This window comes from Luteibacter sp. 9135 (assembly GCF_000745005.1).
Lineage (GTDB): Bacteria > Pseudomonadota > Gammaproteobacteria > Xanthomonadales > Rhodanobacteraceae > Luteibacter.
The window spans coordinates 3,648,027-3,663,458 of record NZ_JQNB01000001.1 but is presented as its reverse complement, the minus strand read 5'-3'; the positions used below and the strand labels follow the sequence as shown (position 1 = coordinate 3,663,458).

General features: G+C 58.6%; 11 protein-coding genes. 5 read left to right on the top strand and 6 right to left on the bottom strand.

All coding sequences use genetic code 11. The features are described from left to right. Positions 1-52: 52 nt before the first annotated feature. Positions 53-1,480: a DUF6538 domain-containing protein gene (locus FA89_RS15390; RefSeq protein WP_185754406.1), complete on the top strand. Its 1,428-nt coding sequence runs from the start codon at positions 53-55 to the stop codon at positions 1,478-1,480. 13 nt (positions 1,481-1,493) lie between these two features. Further along, positions 1,494-2,462: a hypothetical protein gene (locus tag FA89_RS20300; protein ID WP_185754405.1), complete on the top strand. Its 969-nt coding sequence runs from the start codon at positions 1,494-1,496 to the stop codon at positions 2,460-2,462. 316 nt (positions 2,463-2,778) lie between these two features. On the opposite strand, the gene FA89_RS15385 is transcribed toward FA89_RS20300, so the two are convergent. Then, positions 2,779-3,513 carry a hypothetical protein gene (locus FA89_RS15385; protein ID WP_036141865.1) on the bottom strand — a complete coding sequence of 245 codons (735 nt, stop codon included), beginning with the start codon at positions 3,511-3,513 and terminating at the stop codon, positions 2,779-2,781. A gap of 467 nt (positions 3,514-3,980) precedes the next feature. Here FA89_RS15385 and FA89_RS15380 point away from each other — a divergent pair, with 467 nt between their 5' ends. Together FA89_RS15380 and FA89_RS15375 are read left to right on the top strand one after the other, a co-directional pair. After that, a complete protein-coding gene (locus FA89_RS15380) occupies positions 3,981-5,747 on the top strand; it encodes a MobA/MobL family protein (protein ID WP_036141862.1) in 1,767 nt (588 codons plus the stop codon). Positions 5,748-5,910: 163 nt separating this feature from the next. Then, positions 5,911-6,690, top strand: coding sequence for a hypothetical protein (locus FA89_RS15375; RefSeq protein WP_221174322.1), 780 nt, complete (start codon positions 5,911-5,913; stop codon positions 6,688-6,690). Between the two features lie 97 nt (positions 6,691-6,787). On the opposite strand, the gene FA89_RS15370 is transcribed toward FA89_RS15375, so the two are convergent. The 4 genes from FA89_RS15370 to istA all read right to left on the bottom strand — a co-directional run bounded on the left by FA89_RS15370 (position 6,788) and on the right by istA (position 12,271). Continuing rightward, complete coding sequence (locus tag FA89_RS15370; RefSeq protein ID WP_036141860.1) at positions 6,788-7,747, bottom strand: hypothetical protein; 960 nt, start codon at positions 7,745-7,747, stop codon at positions 6,788-6,790. Between the two features lie 105 nt (positions 7,748-7,852). Continuing rightward, positions 7,853-9,613 (bottom strand): ATP-dependent nuclease, encoded by a 1,761-nt coding sequence (locus tag FA89_RS15365; RefSeq protein WP_036141857.1) that lies wholly within the window; start codon positions 9,611-9,613, stop codon positions 7,853-7,855. Between the two features lie 424 nt (positions 9,614-10,037). After that, complete coding sequence (locus FA89_RS15360; protein ID WP_036141854.1) at positions 10,038-10,778, bottom strand: ATP-binding protein; 741 nt, start codon at positions 10,776-10,778, stop codon at positions 10,038-10,040. Then, positions 10,772-12,271: an IS21 family transposase gene (gene istA, locus FA89_RS15355; RefSeq protein ID WP_051938851.1), complete on the bottom strand. Its 1,500-nt coding sequence runs from the start codon at positions 12,269-12,271 to the stop codon at positions 10,772-10,774. The genes FA89_RS15360 and istA overlap by 7 nt, the downstream gene beginning before the upstream one ends. Before the next feature lie 612 nt (positions 12,272-12,883). Between istA and FA89_RS19375 the strand changes: the two genes are divergently transcribed. Further along, positions 12,884-13,867 carry a tetratricopeptide repeat protein gene (locus FA89_RS19375; RefSeq protein ID WP_051938850.1) on the top strand — a complete coding sequence of 328 codons (984 nt, stop codon included), beginning with the start codon at positions 12,884-12,886 and terminating at the stop codon, positions 13,865-13,867. Positions 13,868-13,906: 39 nt separating this feature from the next. Here the strand turns inward: FA89_RS19375 and FA89_RS15340 are convergent, their stop codons facing one another. Further along, a complete protein-coding gene (locus FA89_RS15340) occupies positions 13,907-15,355 on the bottom strand; it encodes a hypothetical protein (RefSeq protein ID WP_036141852.1) in 1,449 nt (482 codons plus the stop codon). Between the last annotated feature and the right edge of the window lie 77 nt (positions 15,356-15,432).

Below are 15,432 nucleotides of genomic sequence, written 5' to 3'. Positions count from 1 at the left end.
TTTTCCTGGCGTCAGTCAAATTCGGTGCGTGGACACTCGCTTGGACACTTCCATGCGTCTTCCGCATCACCTCGTGCGTTCCGCCACAGGCGTGTTTCATTTCCGGCAAAAGGTGCCGATACCTCTCCAGAGGGCTTTCGGGCTGCGCGTGGTAAAGCGTAGTCTGGGCACCAGAAGCGCACGGCTGGCGCAGGCACAGGCCTATGTCGTGTCGGCACGCGTCGCCGCGACGTTCGATGAGGCACGGAGGCTGATCAGCATGAACGAGTCTGTTCCAGACAATCCGTTCGACTTGCCACTGGATGACCCGCGTAATCCGCTGCACATTGCACCGTGGAAGCTTGAGCGGACACCGAATGGCTTCACCCTAGCGACTGAGGGTGAGTCTGATCAGGAGCATGCCAAGGCGGTTGAAGTGCTTCGCGTGCTGCTGGGCGCTCAGGCCGTGCCGGTGTCCCCATCGATGGTCGACGCACCCATCCGACCGAAAGGTCGCGTGCTACGGACGACGGGAGGCATCACGGTGGGCGAAGCCGCACGGAAGTATTTGCTCACACTCGACTCGGCGCTGTTGCCGGATAAGACCCGAAGCCAGAAATGTGCGGCCGTGAACGGCTTTGCGACATGGAAGGGGCTCAAGTCGCCGTTGACGGACTGCACGCGCACCGATGTATCGGAATGGGTGCAGAGCCTTCGGGCGGCACAGCTGGCAACACCGACGCTCGCGAACAAAACGTCGTATCTCAAGGCGTTCTTTGCGTGGGCGCAGACGGCTGGACATGTGCCTGTGGGCGACAATCCCGCGCAGGGCCAAGTCAAATATGGCGTTCGAGAGAAGCGCCTAAGGCGAAAGCTGGGCTTTGAAGCGTTCAATTCGGAGCAATTGGCCGTCATCTATGGGCCAGCGTTCGCAAAGCTGAGAAAGGACATTCAACTGGGTGCGCTATTAGGGCTTTACACCGGCGCCCGCGTATCCGAACTTGGCCAACTTCGCTTGGATGACTTTGTCACCGAAGATGGATTGCCGTGCATCCGAATCTCTGCCGAGGGCTTAGGCCAGAGCCTGAAGACGGATGCGAGCGAGCGCACGGTGCCGTTGCATCCCAGGCTTATCGAGTGGGGCGTGTTGCGGCATGTGGAGTCGCTTCGGAAGGCGGGACAAACAAGGTTGTTTCCCCGAACCAAAGTTGGCTCCGTCAACGGCCACGGCAATTTCCTATCTGCCGCATTTGGTCGTTACATCAAGACTGTCGGTGTCGAGCCACGAGTCGGTAAGGTTGGGTTTCATAGTTTGCGAAAGACGGTGGTCCAAACCATGCAGAGCGCGGGCGTGCCGTCCGAGTATCGCGCGCAGTTCGTGGGGCACGAGCTAGGCGATGAGCATCACGCTGCTTACTCCAGGCGCTACAGTATGTCCGAACTGGCAACACAGGTTCAAATTGCTTTGCGATACGACTTTCTGCTCCACGATTTAAAGTGACTAGGGAGGGTTGATGATTACGCATGTTCTTATCGATTATAGCCAGATCAGAAAGGGAGATCTAAAGGCCATTGAGTATCCGAGACCTCTGTGCATACACCTCTTTCTCGATAGCAATGCTCTGCTAGCTGTCGAAGATACGGTTTGGCTTGAGGGGGAGGATTTGTCGTTGGAAAGAGTTTTAGTAAATGCTGCCAATGCTGCATCTGTGCCCTTCATGATGGCTATTCGAGCAAGCACTGAGGCAGCATCTAACCCTGTGGCTACGGTATTTGTAGTATCGAGCAGCTCTTCACTAGCTATTGCAGTTGAAAGCTCCGAACTTCGTTCGCGAGTGAAAGTTTTTCGACAGATTGCTTCTCTACCGATTAGCGCAGATGGAAGTGTGCGGAGAACTGGAAAAGTCAGAGATCTAAGGTTGACTGTTATGGCGGGGGTTGTCTCCGCATTCTTCGTTACCCTAGTGTGCGCTTTCCTGCTTTTACTAGGCACCTTCACGAATTCAGTCGGTAAGACACTATTGTTTGATTTCGGAGCCTATTTATTGCCGGGCTTGGCGGCTGTAGCCGCAGGCATCGGTTTGTTTCTCAAGAGGTGGGAACCGGCCTTTTATTTTGGATCCGCTTTATGCGTATTCGGAGGGCTTATTTGTTATATGAACTCGAAGCCTGAATTTGCGAAAGTTGTGCCGCACGACCCGCATGCCCTATTCGTTTCTACGACTTGGTGTGTCGCTGCGGTTACAGGATTAATTTCCTGCGCAGGCCTGCTTGCCTTAAATCGTGTCACTTATGGGCCACGTCAGCGGATTGATAATGTCCAGAAAAGGCTACGGTGGTTTTACTGGATGCTTGGAGCTGTGAACTTGGTGGTGTGCCTGCCGTTGATTGCTCTGAGCGTGCAGATGCGGCTAGACCCGAATCATTGGCACGATCAAGGAAGACTGCACGTCCTATACAGCTTGCTAGCATCAATACTATGAGTAGAAGCGGAGATGCAGCTAACAGGACGAGTCGAGCTACGTAGATATCGGGCCTATGCTGAGACATGAGGATCACCTTATTGGTTGAAGGTTGTCCCACACACTGACGGTATTTGGATATCTGTCAACGTAGTCATCTGACTTCGGCTGTGAGATTTTTCCTCACAACCGGCACTTATCCGGTTGTTCACAACGAGCGCCATCAACCAAAGTGGGATGAGGGGCCTTCACCAAGAACCTAGCGACTATGAGCTAGGTCCTGGCGAGTCAGACCGCCGAGGGTAGGGCGTCGAGCGCGTGGAGGTCAGGCGCATCGTCAGTCGGCACGCTCGGAGACTGGAGAAAACAGGACGCTGTCCCTCGAGGGCGAATAGCGCGCTCCTTGCCGGGCGGCTTCTTCGAGCTGAGCGCGCGCCCATCCTGCGCCCTCGAGCTGTTGGACAATTTCCGGGGTCAGTGGCACAGAGTCCGCTTGGGCGAAAATGGTTTCAACCGTCTCTTCCGCCGGTCGAAGCTCATTCAAAAACTGACGCAGTTGTTCCGTCGGGTAGCCTGCAACCGTCCGGGACTTAATCTCATCGTGATGGGTTTCGACAAAAAAGAACGGCCCCCTTAGCTCAAACACGCCATCCCATATCAGTTCGATTCGTGTGGGCAGGTCGCGAACGGTGAACGCCTGGCGTTCGCCACGCCATACCAGACACAAGGCCTGACCTTTAAGGGGGTCAAGCATCCATGCGTCGCCGATGCCCGTCGCCATTAGTAAGAACGGCTGCGCCGTCGTCGCTTCGGGCCCGGTGACAACCATTCGAACTTCGCCCGCGAGTTCGGCACCAATAATGGCGTCAATTTCAGCCAGTATTCCGCGGGTTCGCCCTTGCGCCGCGGTGAGCTGTTCGCATTCAACAACGTGGTGCCAATGGTGATAGCCGGCACTTTGGGCAACGACATCAAGTAGCTCGACATGCTTGCGCTTGTCGATGAGGCCGAGCCTCTTGGCCTGCTTCTTGAGAATTTTGACCTTCGCGGCCGTGGTAGGAATATGCGACATGACTGACTCCGACTGTGTGCGAAAGCCAGATGCTCACTGCCCAGATCCGCCACAGGTGGGGAATCAGACGAAGTTGGGTGGATGTCGTCCCGTTAGGGTTTGCCGAGGTGAGCAGCAGGCGTTGACCACGCCTTGCCGAAATCTAGCAAAACGCAGAGCGGGAATCTAGAGACGGGCCAATGCGGACGCAGATGCCTAGAGCCAGAGCGCGTCTTAGCATTCTACGATTGCAACGCGTCCTGCGGAGCCAACGCTAAGCGTCCAAGCCGAGCATGAGCTGTGCCCAAAGCTCTTCCTCATCTGTGGTGAAAGGACATGTCAAGTTTGCTTGACATGTGGTCCGTTTCTGCTTTGATGTCATTAAGGGGGCGGGCTGTCCAGTGGGCTGGGGCACACGCTGCTGTTATTAGGTCGGGACGACCATTTGCCATGGCGCTTGCCGCAGTGGCCTCTTTAAGGAAGATTTGATGACACGACACGCTCGCCCTCATCTCGAAACCCACTCCCGCGCCGCCGGTCATTCGGCGGTGGCGGGTGTGGCCTATCGCTTAGGTCTGAAGCTTTACGACCAACGCACCGGGCTTTGGCATGACTACCGAAAGCGGCAGCTTGGCGAAGAAATCGTGCGTGCTTTGACGGTGGCGCCGCCGGGCGCTCCCGCTTGGGCAACCGACCCCGAACTCCTTTGGAACAAGGTCGAAGCGGCGGAGCGACGTAAGGATGCGCAAGTAGCCAGGGACTACCGTATCCCCATCCCGTTCGGCTTGCATGATGAGGCCGCCAGCGCACTTGCGGAACGCATGGCGCGGTTCATCGCCGACAGATTGCATACCGCCGTTTCGCTGGGCTTGCATCGCGACGCTGACCGCGATGCACTCGGGTCCGTCAAACCGATAGAGCTTCAGGGCTTCCACGCGCATCTGTATTTCCCCACGCGGAAGCTCGACTTCACGGTCGATGCGCGTGGCGAGGGCGCCACCGGCGCGGCGGGCATGGGCGAGAAGCTGTCGATGTTGTCGAACAAGCGGACGTCAGCGCAGTTCGTCGAACAGTTGAACGCACACTGGGCATCGCTCGCCAACGAGTTCGCCGCCGCGCAGAACCTTCCGCCCACCTATGAGTATTTAAGCTACGCGCGCCTTGGGCTCGACATCAAAGCGCAGCCGACGCTCGGGCGCGCGGCGACAGCCATGGAGCGCAAGGGCCTGCGCACATGGAAAGGCGACCGGCTGCGCGACCTGGTGCGGTCCTCCACGGTCGTGAGCGGGGCCGACCAAACGGCGCATGCCGCGCGACCGATCGTCCCGATTGAATCGGGAGCGGTGGCCCCTGCGACGATGAAGCCGATGGTTCAGCCGCTGCCCATTCCCGACGTTGCCATGATTACGTTTAGCCCCGACCGTGGCGAAACGCGAGTGCGTGCGTGGAACGCCGCAGAGTGGGGCGCCGACCCCTTGAATGCAGGCCGCGACCCCATCCGGTTCGTGCCGGTGCGGAACGGCAACCACGCGCTTCCGGCGCCGGCATCGGGCTCGTTGCTGGCACGGTTCATCGCCATGACGGCGGACGCGACGGCCGCAGCGCTTGAGGACGACGACGTGCGCAATGAAGCGCATGGGTGGCTTCGCATCATTGAACGCACACTGCGCGCGCTTTTTTCGGTCGCGCGAAGCCTTCGCGACCTCGTCGCGCGTATGGACCGAGAGCGTGCAGCGAAAACGGACAATGAAATGGAGCGCGATATCAGCCGTGCCCTGGTCACCCAAGCGAAGCAGGCCGCCGATGAGTGGGCGGCGGCTCACCCGTTGCGCATGGCAGCCACTCAGGCATGGGCGGGAAATGACACAGGTCCAGCACCCTGGCAAATGCTGCGGGCACAGGCCCGCGACCATGGCGGACATGCGCTCATTTTGGATGCCAACGTGTCCCGGCACGCCAAGGCCTTTATCGCCCTCGACGAGGAAGCCCGGCCGCTGCGCCATCGTCAGGGCCGCCTTGAGCAGCGACTGCGGGAAGCAACCACCGGCCTGGTAGACCTTGATGCCGTCTATGGCGCGCAGCTGTTGGGCGCGGCCGACGACGAGGAGAAGGTGTGGCTCGAACCGGCGTTGGCCTCGGCCGTGCCTCCAATCGAGTCGGACCGCGAAAGTGACGACGAGGATGCGGCTTCGACGGGGTATCGTGGTAAGCACGATGAGGTCGCCATCGCGAGTCTCCGGCCTCGGATGGGTTAGTCATGATGCCTCGTTTCAGGCACGTAGTGACGGGTTGGGAACGGCGCACCGCAGCTGGGTTACCGCCGCGCAACCGATGATGCCCGGTTGCCCGTCACCGACTTAAAGTTCTAGCACGAGAGGCGAGTAGAGTGGCCTCGGGTCACACCTAAGCAAGGGAGCGATGATGGAGAGCCAGGCAGCCCAGTCAATGGCGGCAAATTTCAAAGCGTATGCGGAGTTTTACGACAACCTAAGCTTTGGCGTCATGTCATTTATTCCCGTGGGCACACGCTCTATTTTGAGTTTGGATACCTACTTGATGTCGTCGATGGCATCCACCCTAAAAAGCATGGCGATGCTAGTGACCGCAGGGAGTCTCAATGATGCTTATGCATTGGCGCGAAAGCTCTACGACGCGGCGCTGGTGGGAACCTACATTGCACTTTACCTCAGTAAAAATGCCGAGCCCGGTAAGCCACCGCTGGAACACATCGATGGGTGGATAACCGGAACGAAGGCGCTCCCCAGGACGGGGGTCATCGCAAAGTATGTGGATGCGGCTGTCGAGTTGGCGCCGGTCCGACCATGCTTGGGCCAGCTCGACTACGCGGGCATTCGGGAGCGGTGCAATGACCACACGCACCACAATTTCTTGACCCACTTAATGCTAAACGATGGGCGCGTTCGCATCAAAAGCCGAGAACAATGGATGGCGCAGCTGGGCTCTGACACCCTGGACATTATCGTGCTGCACCTGGCGTATACCTTCTGCTTGGGCGGTCACAACATGATGTCGTCCGACTACACGGACGCATTGGACGTCGGCATGACACCGGAATACGGGTCGGAAGATTGGGTTGCGCCTTATGTGCAGTCGTTCCTCACCGACCGGGTTGAACCGCGCTGTCCAGGCCTCATTGCTGTGCTGCGAGAGGAGACGGGCATGGAACTGGAGGGGTAAGCATCAGGCCGATTTTTCTCGCATCAAATGACGCTGACCGCATCGCTCAAGCACGTTGACCAACTGCGTGGCGGGCGAATTATCAGCGTCGCCCGCGTTAGCGGTCGCGCTCCTTTTCAGCGATATAGCGATGGTAGGAACACAGTGACTCGCCGTAGTCATCCAGACCAAGAGGCTCTGAACAAACCAGGCACTCTCCGGCATCACCAAGTTCGAAACCGCATGATAGGCACATGCCTTCGTCCTGCACGAACGACTCCTCGGTGCATTCTGGACAGGTCTCTACCGGGTCCCGGTCTCCATCTTTTGCAGCTAAGTAGCTTGACGACGCAAAGTAGTCGGCAAGTATCTGTGCAGCCCAACCCGAATTGTCCTGCGAATAGCCACACGCCGTGCAAGACCAGTTTGCGATAAATGGGTTGGTATTCTTCGTATCCGTTTGCTTCACAAGATGAGAGCCGCACTCCGGACAGCCCACCTTTTCGATGGCTTCTCGAAGCACAGGGGGCCAATCCATATGCTGATAGGTCGCTCGACACTCTTTTCTGAGCGCGTCCTCAACGCCTTTTTGCTCTAGAAGTGATTCCCACGCGTCTGCATCGAGTTCGTCGCGTGGGTCTACCCCCAGGTGCTCGGGCATGAAGCTCGTCAGAAAGCGCAGGCCATCGACGAAGGCGCCCCGGATTGCATTAGCGTCCTCAACGTAATGGTGTTCAACCGCATTTCTGACCTTCGATATGCTCTTGAGGAGTGCAACGTCGCATTCGACCCCGCAGGACTTGAACCGACCCTCGATGTCCGATACATCGACAGTGGTATGTCCCACGCGCTCGAGGACCACGTCGCCATCCCCATCGAGGCTGGGCTTCAAGTTCTTCCAAATTAAGATTTCGTTGTAGGGGGACAGGCGCCGAAGCTTCTCCTTGCACAGTAGCAATATGCCGGCTGTGAGGTTTCGAACTGCGGAAGCCAATCGTTCTGGCGACCCCACGTTGAAGTCTTCAACTCCGGTTTGAATCGCGTTTAGCGCGTTCCGATACAGCGGACTTTCGGCCATACCCCCTCCCTCGTTTATATTTCGGCTCTTTCAGCCACAGAGACGATTAGCGCCACCACCTAAAGAGGTCGGGTGAAGTGAGCGAGCAACCTTAGGCACTGGCGCCTAAGACACCATCCACTCCACTAAAGCGGTAATGCTGTTGGCATCCCTGGCCGACGCGGCAAGCCCCTGCTGGTCGCAGTCCAATTGGAACTGGGCCCAGTCGGTCTCCGTTTTTCCAGCCAGGCCAAGGTGCGCTTCAATGGCACCGCTGGTCCAAAGCCAAACCTGCTGCGCGCGAAGCTTGGCGGCTAACCCCTGAATCGGTGCAACCGCTCCTGGTTGCGCCGCAAGCAATTCGAACACCTTTGCGGGCAGCATGCCGCCGTTCTTCATGGGAAGGCCAGCCGCATCGAGGGCAAACCCGTGTTGGGGCTGTAGTTGAGCAAGCAACTGTTTACACGCGAGGATGTCCGGGTCGTTTGCCTGAAGGTAGCCGTGGGTAACACCGCCATGAAATGCAAAGTCCAGGTCAACAATGGCCGATACCGGGATGTCCATCGCGGCCAGCACGCTCATCGACTTTTTGGTGTCGTTGACCCCGGTCTGCGCCACGAGTGCGATGCCAGCTTGACCTAGAGTGCGCCCCGAAGCGTGTTTGAAGATGTGCGGCAACAGACGGAGTTCGGTTTTACCTTCGGCGAGGACAACGCGGTCCGCGAAGAAGACCTGGCCGGCGTTGGTGAGTTCGAACAGTAAGCCGATTTGGTGTTCCGCGCGTGGCACCACAATGTTGAGTGCGTCCGACAGGCGTTTGCGCGCCACCGTGCCCGCCGCATGGGTTTTGGTCATGAGCACAGTAGCCGGCGCATCGGTCGGTGTAATCATCTGGGCCGAGTGCGTCGTGAACACCACTTGGTAGCCGCTCGTCGAAAGGGTCTTCAGTGCTTCGCGGATGTGTTCCACTGCGAAGGGGTGCAAATAAAGTTCCGGCTCATCAATGAGCAAGAGCGTTACACCGCCATGGATGGCTTGTCCGCGGCGAAGCTCGGCCAGGTGCCGAACCAGCGCCATCTGGATGGCTCGTTGGGAGCCGTGACCAAATGAGTTAAAGGCTCGGCCTTCGCCGTCGGCGTCGTCATCTTCAAATACACGCACCGTGCCAGCCTTAATCAACTCTTCGAGCACCGGCACGGGAAAGTCCAGGCGCACCGAGACGCCAGGGAAGAGATCTTTGACCTTGGTGTTGATGGAGGCATCGATGTCGTGCAGTTCGGCAAACCGGTCGGCCCCCTTGGCGGATAGTCGCGAGGTAATGGCGCCCAGGTGAACTTGCAGGTCGGCGTCGTGTCGGTCACGGATGGTTTCGAGCATTGCGGCCAGCAGCTTGCCAATCGTCGTGGAGGTCTTGGCTTTGCTCGCATCCTCGGCGGCGTCTTCCATCGCGCCGATGTGGATGGGCTCCGGGAAGAGTTCACTCAGGGCATTGTCGATGCCGGTGGGGTTTGGCACCCACTCCCCGTTGTCCGGATTGAGCACCGAAAGTTTCGCCGTATCGGCTGCCGTAGCCTGGCTACGCTTGATGGAGAGCTTGCCGTCGCGAATGTAGGGCTCAATAGACTTGCGGTGTTTGTCTGCGACCACACCTAGGTCCTCGGCCGTGATGTGGTCGAGTGTTCCAATGACCTCGACCGCCCCGTCGGCAGCATTAAAGTCTTCCTCGCCCAGTTTCGTCTTACGGACCAGCCACTGTAAGGCAGCAACCACGTTGCTCTTGCCGCAGTTGTTGCGTCCCACAATTGGCGTGTAAGGCGACAGCGTGAGCGCAGTGGATTTGCACGACCGGTAGTTCCGGACGTCGACCGAAGTGATGTAAACCGCCATTTGTTTTCCCCTGTCCTTGAACACCAACTCTAGGGCGCGCGTCGCATGGCTGTCTATAAGTTCGGAGGCGGTAACTGATGTGACGAAGTATGCGAAATCGGCAAGAAATCAGGCGTTCATCACGCGGCGCGCCATGGGTTTCCGTTCTGGTTTACATGTATTTCCAGAATTGATGAAAACCGATGCCGGATTATCCACCTGCATATTCCGGTTTAGTTGCTTTCCAATTCCGGAAATCGCTTCCAAGTCGTTGCGCGCCAAGGGTTCGCTCAAGAGGCGCCGGCGCCCCTAGATAAGGGTGTTCTGTAAATCTCTGTCGCCCATTCCGGAAATCGATGATTTTCAGAAGCACGAAAAAGCCCCGCAAGTTGCGAGGCTTCACGTTGTCACGATTTCCAGAATAGCTTCACGGTTAAACCGGAACTTACATAGTGATACTCGCTTTTCGGGTCTTTGCTACCGGGTTCAGCTCGATGACTGTGCTGCCGTCCAACACGCGACGAAGCAGCTGCCCTCTGGCAATGTCGCCGGCAAAGTAGGCATCCCATTCGTCTGGCGGCGTCGGTGCAACTACGAGCGTCGCCTTGCCGTTGCGGTTGCGCCCATCCAGCCACTCTACCAATCGCCGGGTGTCGTCTAAGGTCACTGGCTCCAATGCGAAGTTCTCCAACACCACCAAGTCAGGACGTTTCAAATCCTTGAGCCACTTTTCCCACGTGCCGGCGCGCTCGGCTTCCGCACATTTCCGTATTAGCTCAGACGTGCGGTGATGGACGACACGCGCGCCGTGAGCGACCACCGCATGCCGCGACAGCGCGGTGGCGAGGTAGGTTTTGCCCACCCCCGTCGCTCCGGTGACCACGACATTCTGGCCACGGCGCAGCCACTCGCACTCTTTGAGGTCTGCCAAGAGCTTCTTAGTCAGACCGCGCGCCTGGCCCGTCCACACCTGCTCAACGCTGATGCCAGGGGCTAGCTCGGACCGGCGCAAAAAGGTGGACGCCCGCTGGCCAGCGATGGCCTGCTCGTGGAATTCGGCCAAGGCCACCAGGCAAGCAATCGTGGAGCCGTGCCGGGTGCTCGGGTCGTCCAGCCATTGCTCTAATCGGTCCGCCATGGCGTGCATGCGGATGCGCCGCAAAGCGGCGGAGGCGTCGTTCAACATGAGGCACCCCCACGCAGTTGCTTCGCGCTGACGGTGAACCGGGAGCGCGGCGGCCCTTTAGCATTGGTGGCGGCCTCCGCCAACACCCGTTTGACCGTGGTCAGGGTCGGTGTGCGCAGGTCAAATGCGTTTTGACACGCACGCTCCAACGCCACGGTTCCGTGTTTGCCCGCTAACGCCTTCAATTCTTCGCACGCCGGCATGCCTAGGAAGGGCTGCCCCTGGTCGAGCTGGGCCACCACCAACCGGAGCACCGCGGGGCCCGCCCGCTTCGCCCATAGCCGCATACCCTCGGGACTTCGCTCGGCCTGGGCCCGATGTGCCTCTGGCTGGTGAGATGGCGTGGTCGTGTGGTTCCCCACCTCACTGCTACGGGTATGGGACGCCACCAGTCGTTGGTCATGGAACATTTCCACCCGGTCCCGCAGCACTCGGGCCTCGACTGACTGGCCAATTAGGCGATGAGGCACGGAATAGAAATGCCCTTGCACGCTGATGTGGTAATCCTTCGGCACGGTAGGCACGGGCACCCACTCTGCGTATTCATACGGTTCCATCGGAAGCGGACGCAATGCCAGCTTATCCAACAGCTCAAAGCGCTTGCGGCGGCTACGCCCGTCCTTTTTCATCGGCCGCGCGTTCAATACTTCAAGCTCCCTGGCGACGGCTTCATTGAGGTCGTCAATGGAGTAGAACCGCTGCGAGCGTAACGACACCAATATGTCTTGTTGCACCAGCTTGACGCTGACTTCCGCCACTGCTTTGTCTTGAGGCCGATAAGGACGCGCCGGCATCACTGCGCAGCCGTAATGCCGGGCTAACTCCGCATACGAGCGCTGGATGACCGGCCGTTTGCCCGCACGCACCACGGCGGACTTCAGATTATCCGGAACCAGCACCATCGGCGCGCCACCGAAGTAAGCGAGCATCCGGACATGGGCTTCGATGAAGTCCGGAACTTTCTGCGATGGCGTGCATGTGGCGAAGATGAGGCTGGAGCTGTTGAGCACGCCCACGAACAGCTCGACGAAGACCTTTTCCTGTGTGGTGACGTTGAAGTAGAACGGCCGCTCGCCCGAATAGTCGACGGATGCTCGTTCTCCTGGCGGATGGCTTTGGCGCATGCTCTCAGGCAAGGTGGCGCGGAATGCCTGGAGCTTGGCTGCCAGCTGCGTGTAGGAGAGCGCGTCGTCCGGGGTTTCCGCGACATATTCGGCCCACAGGCGATGCAGTGTTACCCCCTTCTCTTGCAAGCGGTCATGGAGCAACTGAAGGTCCGGAACGGCCTTGGCAGGCCGGCCCGCTTTGCGGTTGAAGAGGCCGCGGATAGCCGATGGCGTTTTTTGGCTGACGTCGCCCCAGACCATTTCTCGCTGGTCGGCCAAACGCCTATAGCGGCGGACTGTGGCGGGGGACAAACCAGTGGAGCGGGCCACTTCCGCATCGGTGAGTGGCGTGGTGAGCACGAGGCGTAATGTGTCGAACACTTGCATGTGATGTCCTTTCCGCCCGGTCGGGCGGCCTGCGCGGGCAAAAGGTGCCCGTGCCCAGAATTTGTGTTCGGGGCGGTTGACAGAACAGGGGTTCGGACTTAGAAAGGACTCGCAGGCGTGTTCACAACTGCGCTATGAAGGTCGGGGGTTCGTGCCCTCGGCCTTTTTCTTTTTCCGCGCCCCAACGAGGGTAAGCGCGACGGGCCTTACATACCGCCCCCCTTCCACATGCCGCCAATGGAAGCCTGGCGTCGGTCAGACACTAGCTCCTCTTTTGCTGCGCTCATGGTGTGGCCTTCATCAATGACAGACCGCACGTCTAACGCGCATTTCGCTCGTGTCAAGCAATGGACTCGAAATGGAAAATGTCGATTCCATCGCATATTTGGCCCCTATTTTTAAGGGTCCAGGCCAGAATTATTGATCACGGAATGGTTGTCAGTTCTGTCATGGAATTCGGCGAAGCACGGTCGTAAAAAATAACGTCCGGTTGGGCGGGCTGGGCTTGCGGAAACCGCGTGCCGAAGGCATGGTGCAATCTCACCTTCGCTGCGGCGTCGTCCGTTGTGCTAGCGCAGGAAATGCCCACCATCGACGAAGGAAGCGCAGCATATGGGCTGGTTCAATGCACTGTTCGGCAAGCGCCCACCGGGCCCACCGCCGCTGCCGTCGACCGCTATCCCCGTGCCGGCTGTCGTCGAGGACCGATTTTTCAGCTTGGAGAAGCCCCAGTGGTTCGGTCCGTCCACTTGCTCCCCCAATGGCCGGTGGCTGATTTCATGGCGGGACAGTGACCCGTCGGGAAGCACCGGGGGCGCACGCACGCGCGGGAAGGGCGCATATCTGCTCTACGATGTCGCGGGCAAACGGGTGGTTCTGCAAGGCCGCTTGGAGCGGCCCAATAGGGGGCACGTGGCGGACAACGGCACCTTCGTCCTAGAAGACTGGCACTTCGCCAATGAGTTGGCCGGGACGCTTTACGCTTTTGATGCCCAGGGCCACAAGCTTCTGGCGAGACGGTTGTCGGCGAACCTGCTGGGCAATGCCGTCTCTGCCAATGGCCGTTATGCCGCGTGTCAGACCGCCAGTAGCTCGACGGACGACAGCGTGCGTCTGTTTCTCTTTGACCTGGCGTCGGGCCAGCAGATGTTCGCCGTGCGGCCGAGCGCCGACGCCTGGACTATGGACCTCGCCGTTGATGAGTCACCCGTGGGGGTCATTGCCCACATCAAGGGCTTGGGGGCATTTCGGTATGACGCCGACGGCACCTTCTTGGACCAAGTGGAGCTGGAGCAAGCTGGTCTGGCGAGGGGAGACTACAGCAGGGTCATTCGGATGGCGGAGACGCTCGTCCAGCGGGAAGGGGTGTCGCCGGCCCAGCTCCGCGAGGTGTTGACCGCCGTCCAGCGCGCTCGTCGCGAAGGAGCCGACGACGACCGCGGCTGGGCAGCGGCCGCATTGAAGGTCCAGGGCTTAGCCTACGAGGCGCTGGGCGACGCAGCAAACGCGATGGCCATGTATGAGCAGGCCTTGAGCATCAATCCCAAGGCAGGTCTCAAACGAAAGCTCGCGGCGCTACAGAAAAGGCACAAGTGAGCACCCATGCCGTTCTTCCAAAATTTTGGGAAACGGCTGCTATGAAACCAGTTTCTTGAACTGCTGGTAGAGTAAGTTTTCACCCATGCCATCGGCCAAGATGTTGCCACGGTCCGCCACGAGACGCGGTAGGTCAGAGTCTTCAATCACTAGGATAAAGCCCCTGTGGTCGTTCGCGGTGTCCTTGCACCGTTTCAAAAACAATGCCCGATTTTCAAGCGAGCGGACCACTAGAATGCCCACCTGACCTCGCGACGGGGAGAACCGCCCTGAGAGTTGGTCCAGCTCCGGGTTGCCGACTTCCTTGCCGTAGTTTTTGCACTCGAAGAAGACGTGGGAAGAAGGGTGGTGCCGTGCAAGCCAGTCGAAAAACCCTTGCTTTGCTTCGTTGAGATAGGTTATGTCAATTCGCTTCCGTCCCTCGTGGATCTCATCCTGTTTCACGGGTGATGACAGCGATGGATAGAGCACGGCGGACAGCAACTTCTCGATGGCCACCTCGTAGTCATGGGCACCATCCCTGCCAGGCTTCACCGCTTTTACCGCATCGATAAGTGCGCCGAAGTCCGGTGGGGCGGTGCTTTCAAGCTTCGATAGGGCAATGTGGTCGAGCGGCTGCGTGGTATTGGATTTTTTGGTCTCACGGTAGTTGGCTAGAGCGCCTGGGTGCTCTGCTGTTAGCGTGGCAGCCGCTAATTTGTCGGCGCCATACGCCTCGTATAGGTCTTTTTTATAGACCTTTTTCTTGCCCTTATTCTTCTTTGAGCGCAGCACATGGACAAACTGCGAATTGATGTCCTTATGATGCTGCTGGAGCACAGGCATTAGAAAGTGGCGGTAATACTCGTCGGCACCATACGTTTGGGAAACACGGACAATCACTTTCGGCACCAAAATGACGGGGCCGGTTTTGGTGAGTGGCAGTTCGATGAGGTGGCTTTGCCACTTCTCCGCTTGGGGGTTCCATACGGGGCCAGAGTCTAATCCCGGCGTCAGTGGTATGCCGTAGTAGCTACACGCTTGCTGCGTGTATTTGATGAGCGGGCCGCGAATGATGTTGCACACAGCATCGGACAGCATATCCGGGCCAACACCGTCCACGAAGAGCACGGTGTCTTCGAGGTCTTCTAGAAGTCCCGAGGTCGCCGCTTTGCTCGAGACCAAGGACTTCCAAATGCGTTCGGCGGAAATCGGACCTAGCGCATGACCGCGTGATTGTTGCTTGGAAAACCCTAGGTGAAATTCGTTCCGCTCACTAAGGCAAGCCAACAGGGCTTTCGCCCGGACGTGATTTCCCTGCCTCATCGCAGCAAGCACTGTCTCGAAATAGGTCTGAAGAAGTGAAACGCAGTGGTGCCCCCATTCTGACCGCAACGTGCGTAAGGCCGAAGGGTCGACAAAGACGGGTAGGTCCTTGTCGATGTGGACATCGAGAAAGTCGAGCGTCGCCTGATGGCGGCCGAGCTTGAAGAACTTTGAAACAAGCATCCTGCCATCCCCCTGTTGGATGGCCTAAGTTAACCCGCGGGCCCAACGGACCGCCATAGGAGGTTCGCTAGGGCCTC